The 11997-nt window shown below is 69.6% G+C and carries 13 protein-coding genes; 10 read left to right on the forward strand and 3 right to left on the reverse strand.

Annotated features, from left to right (window positions below; genetic code table 11):
• The first annotated feature begins 9 nt into the window (after nt 1–9).
• The 9 genes from mdcA to madM are packed head-to-tail and all read left to right on the forward strand — an operon-like array spanning nt 10 to nt 7383.
• Entirely contained in the window at nt 10–1674 is a 1665-nt protein-coding gene (mdcA, locus tag LE197_RS29900) for a malonate decarboxylase subunit alpha (protein ID WP_057386929.1), read from the forward strand.
• A complete protein-coding gene (locus LE197_RS29905; RefSeq protein ID WP_003117235.1) occupies nt 1674–2555 on the forward strand; it encodes a triphosphoribosyl-dephospho-CoA synthase in 882 nt (293 codons plus the stop codon). Before mdcA ends, LE197_RS29905 begins: the two co-directional genes overlap by 1 nt.
• A gap of 1 nt (nt 2556) precedes the next feature.
• The gene (locus tag LE197_RS29910; RefSeq protein WP_003084001.1) at nt 2557–2856 is read left to right on the forward strand and encodes a malonate decarboxylase subunit delta; all 300 of its coding nucleotides are present in this window, start codon (nt 2557–2559) and stop codon (nt 2854–2856) included.
• Nucleotides 2849–3712 (forward strand): biotin-independent malonate decarboxylase subunit beta, encoded by an 864-nt coding sequence (locus LE197_RS29915; protein WP_003084003.1) that lies wholly within the window; start codon nt 2849–2851, stop codon nt 3710–3712. The genes LE197_RS29910 and LE197_RS29915 overlap by 8 nt, the downstream gene beginning before the upstream one ends.
• The gene (gene mdcE, locus LE197_RS29920; protein WP_003112668.1) at nt 3709–4515 is read left to right on the forward strand and encodes a biotin-independent malonate decarboxylase subunit gamma; all 807 of its coding nucleotides are present in this window, start codon (nt 3709–3711) and stop codon (nt 4513–4515) included. The genes LE197_RS29915 and mdcE overlap by 4 nt, the downstream gene beginning before the upstream one ends.
• A gap of 15 nt (nt 4516–4530) precedes the next feature.
• On the forward strand, nt 4531–5223 hold the full coding sequence (locus LE197_RS29925; RefSeq protein WP_003118606.1) for a malonate decarboxylase holo-ACP synthase: 693 nt from the start codon (nt 4531–4533) through the stop codon (nt 5221–5223).
• The gene (gene mdcH, locus LE197_RS29930; RefSeq protein ID WP_003112670.1) at nt 5220–6152 is read left to right on the forward strand and encodes a malonate decarboxylase subunit epsilon; all 933 of its coding nucleotides are present in this window, start codon (nt 5220–5222) and stop codon (nt 6150–6152) included. Before LE197_RS29925 ends, mdcH begins: the two co-directional genes overlap by 4 nt.
• A gap of 56 nt (nt 6153–6208) precedes the next feature.
• Complete coding sequence (madL, locus tag LE197_RS29935; protein ID WP_003084010.1) at nt 6209–6613, forward strand: malonate transporter subunit MadL; 405 nt, start codon at nt 6209–6211, stop codon at nt 6611–6613.
• Nucleotides 6614–6618: 5 nt separating this feature from the next.
• On the forward strand, nt 6619–7383 hold the full coding sequence (gene madM, locus LE197_RS29940) for a malonate transporter subunit MadM (RefSeq protein ID WP_003084016.1): 765 nt from the start codon (nt 6619–6621) through the stop codon (nt 7381–7383).
• 84 nt (nt 7384–7467) lie between these two features.
• Here madM and LE197_RS29945 read toward each other — a convergent pair whose 3' ends face one another.
• The 3 genes from LE197_RS29945 to LE197_RS29955 form a co-directional block, all read right to left on the reverse strand.
• A complete protein-coding gene (locus tag LE197_RS29945) occupies nt 7468–8397 on the reverse strand; it encodes a LysR substrate-binding domain-containing protein (protein WP_003084019.1) in 930 nt (309 codons plus the stop codon).
• Between the two features lie 187 nt (nt 8398–8584).
• Nucleotides 8585–9022 (reverse strand): hypothetical protein, encoded by a 438-nt coding sequence (locus LE197_RS29950; protein ID WP_003101914.1) that lies wholly within the window; start codon nt 9020–9022, stop codon nt 8585–8587.
• 191 nt (nt 9023–9213) lie between these two features.
• Nucleotides 9214–10134: a LysR substrate-binding domain-containing protein gene (locus tag LE197_RS29955; protein WP_003084035.1), complete on the reverse strand. Its 921-nt coding sequence runs from the start codon at nt 10132–10134 to the stop codon at nt 9214–9216.
• Between the two features lie 350 nt (nt 10135–10484).
• Between LE197_RS29955 and LE197_RS29960 the strand changes: the two genes are divergently transcribed.
• On the forward strand, nt 10485–11975 hold the full coding sequence (locus tag LE197_RS29960) for an aldehyde dehydrogenase (protein WP_003112672.1): 1491 nt from the start codon (nt 10485–10487) through the stop codon (nt 11973–11975).
• Nucleotides 11976–11997 lie beyond the last annotated feature (22 nt).

Below are 11997 nucleotides of genomic sequence, written 5' to 3' on the forward strand. Positions count from 1 at the left end.
GGAGCCGACATGACGACACCGATCTCTCCCCCGCCGCAGTGGTCGCGGCGCCGCCAGGAAAAGCAGCGGCGCCTCGAGCGCGTGCGCGGCCTGGCTGACGGCGCGGTGCTGCCGCGCGAACGCCTGGTCGCCGCGCTGGAGGCGCTGATCGCGCCGGGCGATCGGGTGGTGCTGGAAGGCAACAACCAGAAGCAGGCGGATTTCCTCTCCCGTTCGCTGGCGCGGGTCGATCCCGGCAAGCTGCACGACCTGCACATGATCATGCCCAGCGTCGGCCGCCCGGAGCATCTCGACCTGTTCGAACTGGGCATCGCGCGCAAGCTCGACTTCTCCTTCTCCGGCCCGCAGAGCTTGCGCATCGGCCAGTTGCTCGAAGACGGCCTGCTGGAGATCGGCGCGATCCACACCTACATCGAGCTGTACGCGCGGCTGGTGGTCGACCTGATCCCCAACGTGGCGCTGGTCGCCGGTTTCGTCGCCGACCGCGAAGGCAACGTGTACACCGGGCCGAGCACGGAAGACACCCCGGCGCTGGTGGAGCCCACCGCGTTCAGCGACGGCATCGTCATCGTCCAGGTCAACCGTATCGTCGACGACCCGCGCGACCTGCCGCGAGTGGATATCCCGGCGTCCTGGGTGGACTTCGTGGTCGAGGCCGACCAGCCGTTCTACATCGAGCCGCTGTTCACCCGCGACCCGCGCCACATCAAGCCGGTCCACGTGCTGATGGCGATGATGGCGATCCGCGGCATCTACCAGCGGCACAACCTGCAGTCGCTGAACCACGGCATCGGCTTCAACACCGCGGCCATCGAGCTGATCCTGCCGACCTACGGCGAGTCCCTCGGCCTGAAGGGCAAGATCTGCCGACACTGGACCCTCAACCCGCACCCGACCCTTATCCCCGCCATCGAGAGCGGCTGGGTCGAGAGCGTGCACTGCTTCGGCACCGAGCTGGGCATGGAGGGCTACATCGCCCAGCGTCCCGACGTGTTCTTCACCGGTCGCGACGGCTCGCTGCGTTCCAATCGGATGTTCTGCCAACTGGCAGGACAATACGCCGTCGACCTGTTCATCGGCGCTACCCTCCAGGTCGACGGCGACGGCCATTCCTCCACCGTCACCCGCGGACGCCTGGCCGGCTTCGGCGGCGCCCCGAACATGGGCCACGACCCGCGCGGCCGGCGCCACTCGACGCCGGCCTGGCTGGACATGCGGGGCGAACCCGAGGCCTTGCTGGAGCGCGGCAGGAAGCTGGTGGTGCAGATGGTCGAGACCTTCCAGGACGGCGGCAAGCCGACCTTCGTCGAGCGCCTCGACGCGCTGGAGGTGGCGCGCCAGACCGGCATGCCGCTGGCGCCGGTGATGATCTATGGCGACGACGTCACCCATGTGCTCACCGAGGAAGGCATCGCCTACCTGTACAAGGCGCGCTCCCTGGAGGAACGCCAGGCGATGATCGCGGCGGTGGCGGGGATCAGTCCGATCGGCCTGCGCCACGATCCGCGCGAGACCCAGCGGATGCGCCGCGAAGGGCTGATCGCGCTGCCCGAGGACCTCGGCATCCGCCGCACCGACGCCTCGCGCGAGCTGCTGGCGGCGAAGAGCATCGCCGAGCTGGTCGAGTGGTCCGGCGGGCTGTACCAGCCGCCGGCGCGTTTCAGGAGCTGGTGATGAACGCCATCGCTAACCTCGCGGCGACGCCGTGCGCCGACCTCGGCGAATGCCTGGCCGACCTGGCGGTGGACGCCCTCATCGACGAAGCCGAACTGTCGCCCAAGCCGGCCCTGGTGGACCGCCGCGGCAATGGCGCGCATGCCGACCTGCACCTGGGCCTGATGCAGGCCTCGGCGCTGAGCCTGTGGCCGTGTTTCAAGGAAATGGCCGACGCCGCACAGCGGCATGGGCGCATCGATGCGCGCCTGCGCGGCGTCCTTGGCCAACTGGGGCGCGACGGCGAGGCGGCGATGCTGCGTACCACCGAAGGCGTGAACACCCATCGCGGAGCGATCTGGGCGCTCGGCCTGCTGGTCGCGGCCGCCGCTCTCGAACCGCGCCGCACGCAGGCCGGCGAAGTGGCCGCGCGCGCAGGACGCATCGCCCTGCTCGACGATCCGGCGGCCGCCATCGGCGACAGCCACGGCGAGCGCGTCCGTCGGCGCTACGGCGTCGGCGGCGCCCGCGAGGAGGCGCGTCTTGGCTTCCCCCGCGCAGTGCGCCACGGCCTGCCGCAGCTATGGCGCAGCCGCGAAGGCGGCGCTGGCGAGCAGAACGCCAGGCTCGATGCGCTGCTGGCGATCATGAGCGTCCTCGACGATACCTGCGTGCTGCACCGCGCCGGCCGCGTCGGCCTCGCCGCGATGCAGGATGGCGCCCGCGCGGTGCTCGCCGCCGGCGGCAGCGCCAGTCTCGCCGGGCGTCGCCGCCTGTGCGAGCTGGACCGCCGCCTGCTGGCGCTGAACGCTTCGCCCGGCGGCGCCGCCGACCTGCTGGCCGCCTGTCTTTTCCTCGATCGCCTGCCCGCCGTGTCCGGTGGGTGGGCTGGGAGTCTCTGAGATGGAAACCCTGACCTTCGAATTTCCCGCCGGCGCTCCGGCGCGCGGTCGCGCCCTGGCCGGCTGCGTCGGCTCCGGCGACCTGGAGGTGCTGCTCGAGCCGGCCGCCGGAGGCGCGCTGAGCATCCAGGTGGTGACCTCGGTAAACGGCAGCGGCCCGCGCTGGCAACAACTCTTCGCGCGGGTCTTCGCGGCGTCCACGGCGCCGGCCGCGTCGATCCGCATCCACGATTTCGGCGCCACTCCCGGGGTGGTCCGCCTGCGCCTGGAGCAGGCACTGGAGGAGGCTGGCCATGACTGACGTCGCCCGCCTGCTGGCGCTGCGCAGCTTCACCGAACTGGGAGCGCGCCAACGCGCCCGTGCCCTGCTTGACGCGGGCAGCTTCCGCGAGTTGCTCGATCCCTTCGCCGGCGTGCAGTCGCCCTGGCTGGAACGACAGGGCATCGTGCCCCAGGCCGACGATGGGGTAGTGGTCGCCCGTGGCCTCCTCGACGGCCAGCCGGCGGTGCTCGCCGCCATCGAAGGTGCTTTCCAGGGCGGCAGCCTTGGCGAAGTCAGCGGAGCGAAGATCGCCGGCGCGCTGGAGCTGGCCGCCGAGGACAATCGCAACGGCGTTCCGACCCGGGCCCTGCTGTTGCTGGAAACCGGTGGCGTGCGCCTGCAGGAAGCCAACCTCGGACTGGCGGCGATCGCCGAGATCCAGGCGGCCATCGTCGATCTGCAGCGCTACCAGCCGGTGGTGGCGGTGATTGCCGGGCCGGTCGGCTGCTTCGGCGGCATGTCCATCGCCGCCGGGCTGTGCAGCTACGTGCTGGTGACCCGCGAGGCGCGCCTCGGCTTGAACGGTCCGCAGGTGATCGAACAGGAGGCCGGCATCGCTGAATACGACTCGCGCGACCGGCCGTTCATCTGGAGCCTCACCGGCGGCGAGCAGCGCTTCGCCAGCGGTCTCGCCGACGCCTACCTGGCCGACGACCTCGATGAGGTACGCACCTCGGTACTCGCGTATTTCGCCAAGGGCCTGCCGGCACGGCCGCGCTGCCGCCGCGCCGAGGATTACCTGCGGCGGCTGGGCGACCTCGATACCGCCGAGCAACCGGATGCCGCCGGCGTGCGCCGGCTGTACCAGGGGCTGGGCCAAGGAGATGCAACATGAGCCAACCGTTCGCTTCCCGTGGCCTGGCCTGGTTCCAGGCGCTGGCCGGTAGCCTCGCGCCGCGTCCCGGCGATCCTGCTTCGTTGCGCGTCGCCGATGCCGAGCTGGACGGCTACCCGGTGCGTTTCCTGGCCGTCGTGCCCGATCCCGACAATCCGTTCCCGCGCGCTCGCCAGGGCGAGGTCGGGCTGCTCGAGGGCTGGGGCCTGGCCGCCGCCGTCGACGAGGCGCTGGAGGCCGACCGCGAGGCGCCACGCAAGCGCGCGCTGCTGGCCATCGTCGACGTGCCGAGCCAGGCCTACGGCCGCCGCGAGGAGGCCCTGGGTATCCACCAGGCGCTGGCCGGGGCGGTGGATGCCTACGCCCGCGCCCGACTCGCCGGGCATCCGCTGATCGGCCTGCTGGTGGGCAAGGCGATGTCCGGCGCGTTCCTCGCCCACGGCTACCAGGCCAACCGCCTGATCGCCTTGCACGATCCGGGGGTGATGGTCCACGCCATGGGCAAGGCCGCCGCCGCGCGGATCACCCTGCGCAGCGTCGAGGAACTGGAGGCGTTGGCGGCGAAGGTGCCGCCGATGGCCTACGACATCGACAGCTACGCGTCGCTCGGCCTGCTCTGGAGGACCCTTCCGGTGGAGACCGTCGAGGTGCCGTCGACGGCGGACCTGGTGCGGGTCCGCACCTGCCTGGGCGAGGCCCTGGCCGATATCCTCGGCGGCCCGCGCGACCTCGGCGGCCGCCTCGGCGCGGCCAACCGCGAGGCGTCGGCGCGGGTGCGCCGGCTGCTGCGCGAGCAGTGGTGAATTCAGGAGCGAGCCGTGGTCATCGCGAACAGCTCACAGCGGGGCTCCAGCCGGCGACGGCTCGCTCCTGATCCGATGCGTCGCAGGGCAGGGCCGGAACCCCATGACTTGCTCCTGGGCATGGCGCCGGCGCATTTGCCGGAGAATGCTCCGGCCTGGGTCTGCGCGGCACTGAAGGCCGGCTGGCCGGTGGTGGTGCGCCGTGCGCCGGCAGATCCCGCGCGGGTGGCCATCGGCGTGCGCGGCCTGGCGCGGGAGCAGCGCTGGGCCGGCTGGATGCCGTTGGCGGCAATCACCCGGCGCTTGCGCCCGGAAGCGCTGGGCCAGCGCGAGCCGGCGATGCTGCGCGATCTGCCGGCCTGGCGTGCCTTGCGCGACCTGCGTGCGCCGCTGAACGCGCTGGGACTGGCCTGGGGCGTGACCGGCGGCGCCGGTTTCGAGCTGGCCAGCGGGGTCGCCGTGCTGCATCCGGACAGCGACCTCGACCTGCTGCTGCGCACCCCGCGCCCGTTCCCGCGCGATGACGCGCTGCGCCTGCTGCAGTGCTTCGAGCAGTGTCCCTGCCGGATCGACCTGCAACTGCAGACCCCGGCGGGCGGCGTGGCCCTGCGCGAATGGGCCGAGGGTCGGCCCCGGGTGCTGGCGAAAGGCAGCGAGGCGCCGCTGTTGCTGGAAGACCCCTGGCGGATCGCGGAGGTCGAGGCATGAGCGTGCTGTTCGCCTATCCCGGCCAGGGCGCCCAACGTCCCGGCATGCTCGCGGCCTTGCCCGACGAACCGCCGGTGCGCGCCTGCCTGGAGCAGGCGGCGGACTGTCTCGGCCAGGCGCCGGCCGAACTGGAGAGCGCCGAGGCCTTGCGCGGCACCCGCGCGGTGCAGTTGTGCCTGCTGATCGCCGGGGTCGCCGCCAGCCGCCTGCTGGAGACGCGCGGGCATCGGCCGGGGCTGGTCGCCGGGCTGTCCATCGGCGCCTATCCGGCGGCGGTGGTAGCCGGCGCGCTGGACTTCGACGACGCGCTGCGTCTGGTGGCGCTGCGTGGCGAACTGATGCAGGCCGCCTGGCCCGAGGGCTACGGGATGAGCGCCATCCTCGGTCTCGAACAGGCGCAACTGGAAGCGCTGATCCTGGCGGTGCGGCGCGAGCACCCGCCGCTCTACCTGGCCAACGTCAACGCCGAGCGGCAACTGGTGGTGGCCGGCAGCGAAGCGGCTCTGGCCGCCCTCGCCGAACGCGCCCGTGCCGCCGGCGCCAGCGCGGCGAAGCGCCTGGCGGTGAGCGTACCGTCGCACTGTGCGCTGCTCGACGAACCGGCCGCGCGCCTGGCCGAAGCCTTCGCCGGCATCCGCCTGCATCGGCCGCGCGTGCCCTACCTGAGCAGCAGCCGGGCGCGCCTGGTCGCCGAACCGGCCGCGCTGGCCGACGATCTCGCCGGCAACATGGCGCGCCGCGTCGAGTGGCTGGCGACATTGCGCAGCGCCTACGAGCGCGGTGCCCGCCTGCATCTCGAGCTGCCGCCGGGACGGGTCCTCAGCGGTCTGGCGCGGCCTCTGTTCGGCTGCGCCACGCCGGCCTTCGAAGGCTCCCGGGCGGATACCCTGGACGCGCTGTTGCGCGAGGAGGAAAAGAGAACCCGATAAGCGTTCGTTCGAGGCATAAAAACAACAACATCGATCCGCAACCGAGGACAACAATAATGATTATCTACGGTGTCGCACTGCTGTCTCTGTGTACCCTCGCCGGGCTGTTCATCGGCGAGATCCTTGGCGTGCTGCTCGGCGTGCCGGCCAACGTCGGTGGCGTCGGCATCGCCATGCTGCTGCTGATCTTCGTCGGCAGCTACCTGGGCAAGCGTGGCCTGCTCTCGGCGAAGACCGAGCAGGGCGTGGAGTTCTGGAGCGCGGTCTACATTCCCATCGTGGTCGCCATGGCCGCCCAGCAGAATGTCCTCGGCGCGCTGAGCGGCGGGCCGGCCGCTATCCTCGCCGGCATCGCCGCGGTCGCCGTGGCCTTCGCCCTGGTCCCGCTGCTCGACCGCTTCGGCCGGAAGAAAGCCGAAGGCGCCCCGCCATTGAAACCGCGCACCAGCGTGCAGGGGTGAGCGCCATGTTCGAGTCCCTGAACAAAGTCATCAATGGCTACGGCCTGATCAGCGGCTTCGCCATCATCGGCGTGACCATGGCGGTGTCCTACTGGTTGTCGGCGCGCCTCACCCGCGGGCGCCTGCACGGCTCGGCGATCGCGATCTTCCTCGGCCTGGTGCTGTCCTACGTCGGCGGCGTCGCCACCGGCGGGCAGAAAGGATTGGTGGACGTGCCCCTGATGTCCGGTATCGGCCTGCTGGGCGGCGCCATGCTGCGCGACTTCGCCATCGTCGCCACGGCCTTCGGGGTGAATGTCGAGGAACTGCGTCGGGCAGGGGTTTCCGGGGTGGTGTCGCTGTTCCTCGGAGTCGGTTCGTCGTTCGTCGCCGGGGTCGCGGTGGCCATGGCGTTCGGCTACACCGATGCGGTCAGCCTGACCACCATCGGCGCCGGCGCGGTCACCTACATCGTCGGACCGGTGACCGGCGCCGCCCTGGGGGCCAGCTCCGAGGTGATGGCGCTGAGCATCGCCGCCGGGCTGGTGAAGGCGATCCTGGTGATGGTCCTGACGCCTTTCGTCGCGCCCTACATCGGCCTGAACAATCCACGTACGGCGGTGATCTTCGGTGGTCTCATGGGCACCTCCAGCGGCGTCGCCGGCGGCCTCGCCGCCACCGACCCGAAGCTGGTGCCCTACGGTTGCCTGACCGCGGCGTTCTATACCGCCATCGGTTGCCTGCTGGGGCCGTCGCTGCTGTATTTCAGCGTGCGCGGCCTGGTTGGGTGAGCGGGCTCGTCCGGGCACCCTCTTCCTGAAGGGCGAGGGTTGGGGAGAGGTCAGCGGGCCAGCGGTAATGTGGACTTCCGTCCGCTATCCCGCCGCCTCCTGCTCCAGGCGCAGGCTGTACATCCGGCACTCCGCGAGCAACGCCAGCAGGTTCGGGTCGCGCTCCTTGGCCTTGAGGAACACCACGCCGATGTGCTGCTGCAGGCGATAGCGCGGTTGCAGCGGGATCAGCCGCACGCGGTTCTCGTAGACCGCCTCGATGCGTTTGGGCAGCAGCGCATGGCCGACCCCCGAGCTGACCATGCTGAGGAGGGTGAATATGTCGTTCACCTGCATGGCGATCTGCGGTTCGAAGCCGGCCTGCTGGAACACCCGGGTGCCGTCCTGATGGGTGGCGAAGCCCTGGGTGAGCGTGACGAAGGGCGTGTCGCGCAGGGTGCTGAGATCGATCTCGGCGAGCCTGGCGTAGGGCGAGTCCACCGGCACGGCGAGGAAGATGTCATCGGAGAACAGCGGCAGGTGCTCGCAGTCGGGATCGCTGACGCTGTCGTTGAGCGACACCAGGATGGCGTCCAGCTCCATGTTCTTCAGCTGGTAGAACAGATCGACGTTGGAGCCGAGGATCAGGTCGATGTTCAGCGCGCTGCGTCGCAGCTTGAGGCCCATGATCAGTTGCGGCACGGTCTTCACCGTCAGCGAATAGAGCGCGCCGAGCTTGAAACGCTCGGCGGAGAAGCCGGCCGCCTCGCGGGTCAGGCGCACCGTGTCGAGTACCTCCTGGACCAGCTTCTGCGCGCGCTCCTCGAGCACGTAGGCGCTTTCCAGCGGGGTCAGGTTGCGTCCCTCGTGCTTGAACAGCGGGCAGCGCAGGGCGCTTTCCAGCGAGTGGATGGCGCGGTGCACGCTGACGTTGCTGGTGCCCAGTTCCGCCGCCGCGCGCGCCAGGTTGCCGGTGCGCATGAAGGCGAGGAAGGTTTCCAGCTTCTTGAGGGTGATTTCTTCGTCGATCAGCATCCGCGTTCCCCTGGCCGGTGGCGTCGGGGGATTGTGCCTGAGGCGGCGCGGGAGGGGTAAAAAGGGCCGTCATGTCCTAGCGCGTGGCGGAGCATGACGGCCTGGAAACGCCTTGGGGAAGGCGGAGTTGCACTGACCGGATGGAATCCCGCTTCGGCAGCCTGAGCCGCCGATAGGCTAACGGAACTCAGCGGATGGAGCGGATGGTGCCCTTGCTGCCGGTGACCTTGACGTCGACCTTCTTGAACAGGAAGTAGTCGTTCACCGAAACCTCGTAGCGCGGCGCCACGATCAGGTCGGCATTGGAGTTCTTCACCGCCTTGAACGCGGCGGCGGCCTTGGCCGAGGACACCGGGTCGAAGGCGCCGAGGCTCAGGCCCGAGCCGCTTTCTGCGCCGTAGGTGACGCCGTCGGCGAACTGGCTGTCGCCGCCGAACTTGAGGAAGCCGAACAGGATATTGACCGAGGAGTCTCCGCTGATCGGCTCGCCGACGGCGACGTCGGCCTTGAGGTCGGTTTTCACCGCGCCGGCCACCGGGGCGATGGGCTGGCTGACGTTGTAGCTGGCGCAGCCGGTCAGCGAGGCCGCGGCGAACAGCAGGGCGGGCAACAGGAACTTCTTCATCTGACTCTCCATGATGATTCATCGATGAGGCGGCAGGCCCGAATGTCCATCGATCCCTGGGCGCTGCCGGACTGCCGGACCGGGGTGGTCCGGAGCGCCGGCCACCCTAGCAACGGAGGCTTTTTGCCACAGTCATCGGATTCGTCTTTGTCAGAAAGAAAGTTCCTCTTGGAATGTCGGAAAGCTGAGGGTCAGTGCCGGCGCTCGGCAAGCTTGCCCAGTTGCTCCCGGCAGTAGTCGACGAACAATCGTGCCGGCTTGGTCAGTTGCGCGCGTTTCAGCCAGGCGGCGGCGAGCCCGGAGGTGGACACCGGCTCGGCGAGGTCGACCATGACCACCTTCTTGCCGTCGTAGGTGCATTCCGAATGCGGGCGGGTGACCAGCAGGGAGAAGCCGAAGCCCTGGCCGACCATGCCGCGCACCATCTCGATGGACGGCGAGCTGAAGGCGATGTTCGGCGTCAGGCCGAGTTCCTCGAACAGGCTGACGAAATAGGTGCGGCTGGGCTGCACGTCGAGCAGGATCATCGGTTCCAGGCACAGGTCGCGCAGCGACACTTGCGCCTGCCCGGCGAAGCGGTGCCCTTCGGGGAGCAGCGCGTGGGGTCGTTGCGGCGGCATCAGCGGCTCGGTCTCGATGGTCGAGTCGAGGTCGTGCTCGTAGAGGAAGGCCAGGTCGAAGCGCCCGGAGGTGAGGCCTTGCACCAGTTCCTGCTGCTCGCCGTCGCGTATGCGGATCTCCACCCCCGGATAGGCCTGGCGAAAGCCGGCGATCAGGCCCGGCAGGTAGAGCGGGGCGACCGTCTCGAAGCAGCCGATGTCGATCTGCCCGGCGATCACGTCGTTATCGGCCAGGGCGTTCTGCTCGAACTCGTGAGCCATCCGCAGCAGTTCCTGGGCCTTGCGGTAGAAGCGCGCGCCGGCGGGGGTCAGCGACACGCCCTGGGCGTGGTGGCGGATGAACAGCTGCACGCCGAAGCTTTCCTCCAGACCCTTCACCGCCGTGGAGATCGACGGCTGGGCGATGTACAGCTTGCGCGAGGCCTCGGCCACGCTGCCGCATTCCACGGTGGTCACGAAATACTTGAGTTGCCGCAAGGTATAGGACGCCACTGCAAGACCTCATCGGCGCATCATCCTCCCCGGGCCGGGCGTGCGCGCCTCGATTGTTGTGTCCGCCGCGCTGCAAGCAAGTTGCAGGCCGCTGCCGGGCGTCGCGGCGCTGGCCGCGACGACGATTGCCCGCCTGCACGATAACCCAGCACGACGCACTTTGCCGGGGCACGCCTGGCCAGCTTTTTCTTATGTCCCGAGGACATTTTTAATAATTTTCCTTCGCCGCGGCTTGCGCGACCATCCTTCCCCATCGACCCCATGGACAGCGGTCCGCCTCCCGGCGGTCCGGGCCATGCGTGCAGAACCACGACCGGCGCAGACCGGCGAGATAACAAGGAGAAGGTGGGGTGTTCGAACTCAGCGATTGGCAACGGCGCGCCGCGACACAGCGCTTCATCGACCAGGCCCTGATCGGCGGCCGCCAGCGTCCAGCCGCCAGCGGCGCTACCTTCGACGCCATCGATCCGGCGAGCAATCGCCTGCTGGCGCGGGTCGCGGCCTGCGATGCGGCCGACGTCGACGCGGCAGTGGCCGCCGCCCGCCGCGCCTTCGACGAAGGCCCCTGGGCGCGTCTCGCCCCGGTCGAGCGCAAGCGCGTGCTGCTGCGCCTGGCCGAGCTGATGCTGGCCCATCGCGAAGAGCTGGCGCTGCTCGACTCGCTGAACATGGGCAAGCCGGTGATGGACGCCTGGAACATCGATGTACCCGGCGCCGCCCACGTCTTCGCCTGGTATGCGGAAAGCCTCGACAAGCTCTACGACCAGGTCGCGCCGACCGCCCAGCAGACCCTGGCCACCATTACCCGCGTGCCGCTGGGGGTGATCGGCGCGGTGGTGCCGTGGAACTTCCCGCTCGACATGGCCGCCTGGAAGCTCGCCCCGGCCCTGGCCGCCGGCAACTCGGTGGTGCTCAAGCCGGCCGAGCAGTCGCCGTTCTCCGCCCTGCGCCTGGCCGAGCTGGCCCTGGAGGCGGGGGTGCCGGAAGGCGTGCTGAACGTGGTGCCGGGCCTCGGCGAGCAGGCCGGCAAGGCCCTCGGCTTGCACCCGGAGGTGGACGCACTGGTGTTCACCGGCTCCACCGAGGTCGGCAAGTACTTCATGCAGTATTCCGCGCAATCCAACCTCAAGCAGGTCTGGCTGGAGTGCGGCGGCAAGAGTCCGAACCTGGTGTTCGCCGATTGCCGCGATCTTGACCTGGCGGCGGAAAAGGCCGCCTTCGGCATCTTCTTCAACCAGGGCGAGGTCTGTTCGGCGAACTCGCGCTTGCTGGTGGAGCGTTCGATCCACGACGAGTTCGTCGAGCGCCTGCTGGCCAAGGCCCGCGACTGGCAGCCGGGCGATCCGCTGGACCCGGCCAGCCGCGCCGGCGCCATCGTCGACCGCCGGCAGACCGCCGGGATCCTTGCCGCCATCGAGCGGGCGCAAGGCGAGGGCGCGACCCTGCTCGGCGGTGGTCGCCAGTTGACGATCAACGGTTCGGACAACTTCATCGAACCGACCCTGTTCGGCGACGTACGCCCGGACATGCAGCTGGCCCGCGAGGAAATCTTCGGTCCGGTGCTGGCGATCAGCGCCTTCGACTCCGAGGACGAGGCCATCCGCCTGGCCAACGACAGCCGCTACGGCCTCGCCGCCTCGCTGTGGAGCGACGACCTGCACCGTGCGCACCGGGTGGCGCGGCGCTTGAATGCCGGAACGGTGTCGGTGAATACCGTGGACGCGCTGGACGTCGCGGTGCCTTTCGGCGGCGGCAAGCAGTCCGGCTTCGGTCGCGACCTGTCGCTGCATTCCTTCGACAAGTACACCCAGTTGAAGACGACCTGGTTCCAGTTGCGCTGAAGACGCGACGGACGCGACACGA

The sequence above is a fragment of the Pseudomonas sp. PS1(2021) genome, from assembly GCF_020405165.1.
Classification (GTDB): domain Bacteria; phylum Pseudomonadota; class Gammaproteobacteria; order Pseudomonadales; family Pseudomonadaceae; genus Pseudomonas; species Pseudomonas aeruginosa.

Coding starts and splice junctions, on each gene's coding strand:
- mdcA (WP_057386929.1), top strand. CDS start 10: ATGACGACACCGATCTCTCCCCCGCCGCAGTGGTCGCGGCGCCGCCAG.
- LE197_RS29905 (WP_003117235.1), top strand. CDS start 1,674: ATGAACGCCATCGCTAACCTCGCGGCGACGCCGTGCGCCGACCTCGGC.
- LE197_RS29910 (WP_003084001.1), top strand. CDS start 2,557: ATGGAAACCCTGACCTTCGAATTTCCCGCCGGCGCTCCGGCGCGCGGT.
- LE197_RS29915 (WP_003084003.1), top strand. CDS start 2,849: ATGACTGACGTCGCCCGCCTGCTGGCGCTGCGCAGCTTCACCGAACTG.
- mdcE (WP_003112668.1), top strand. CDS start 3,709: ATGAGCCAACCGTTCGCTTCCCGTGGCCTGGCCTGGTTCCAGGCGCTG.
- mdcH (WP_003112670.1), top strand. CDS start 5,220: ATGAGCGTGCTGTTCGCCTATCCCGGCCAGGGCGCCCAACGTCCCGGC.
- madL (WP_003084010.1), top strand. CDS start 6,209: ATGATTATCTACGGTGTCGCACTGCTGTCTCTGTGTACCCTCGCCGGG.
- madM (WP_003084016.1), top strand. CDS start 6,619: ATGTTCGAGTCCCTGAACAAAGTCATCAATGGCTACGGCCTGATCAGC.
- LE197_RS29945 (WP_003084019.1), bottom strand. CDS start 8,397: ATGCTGATCGACGAAGAAATCACCCTCAAGAAGCTGGAAACCTTCCTC.
- LE197_RS29950 (WP_003101914.1), bottom strand. CDS start 9,022: ATGAAGAAGTTCCTGTTGCCCGCCCTGCTGTTCGCCGCGGCCTCGCTG.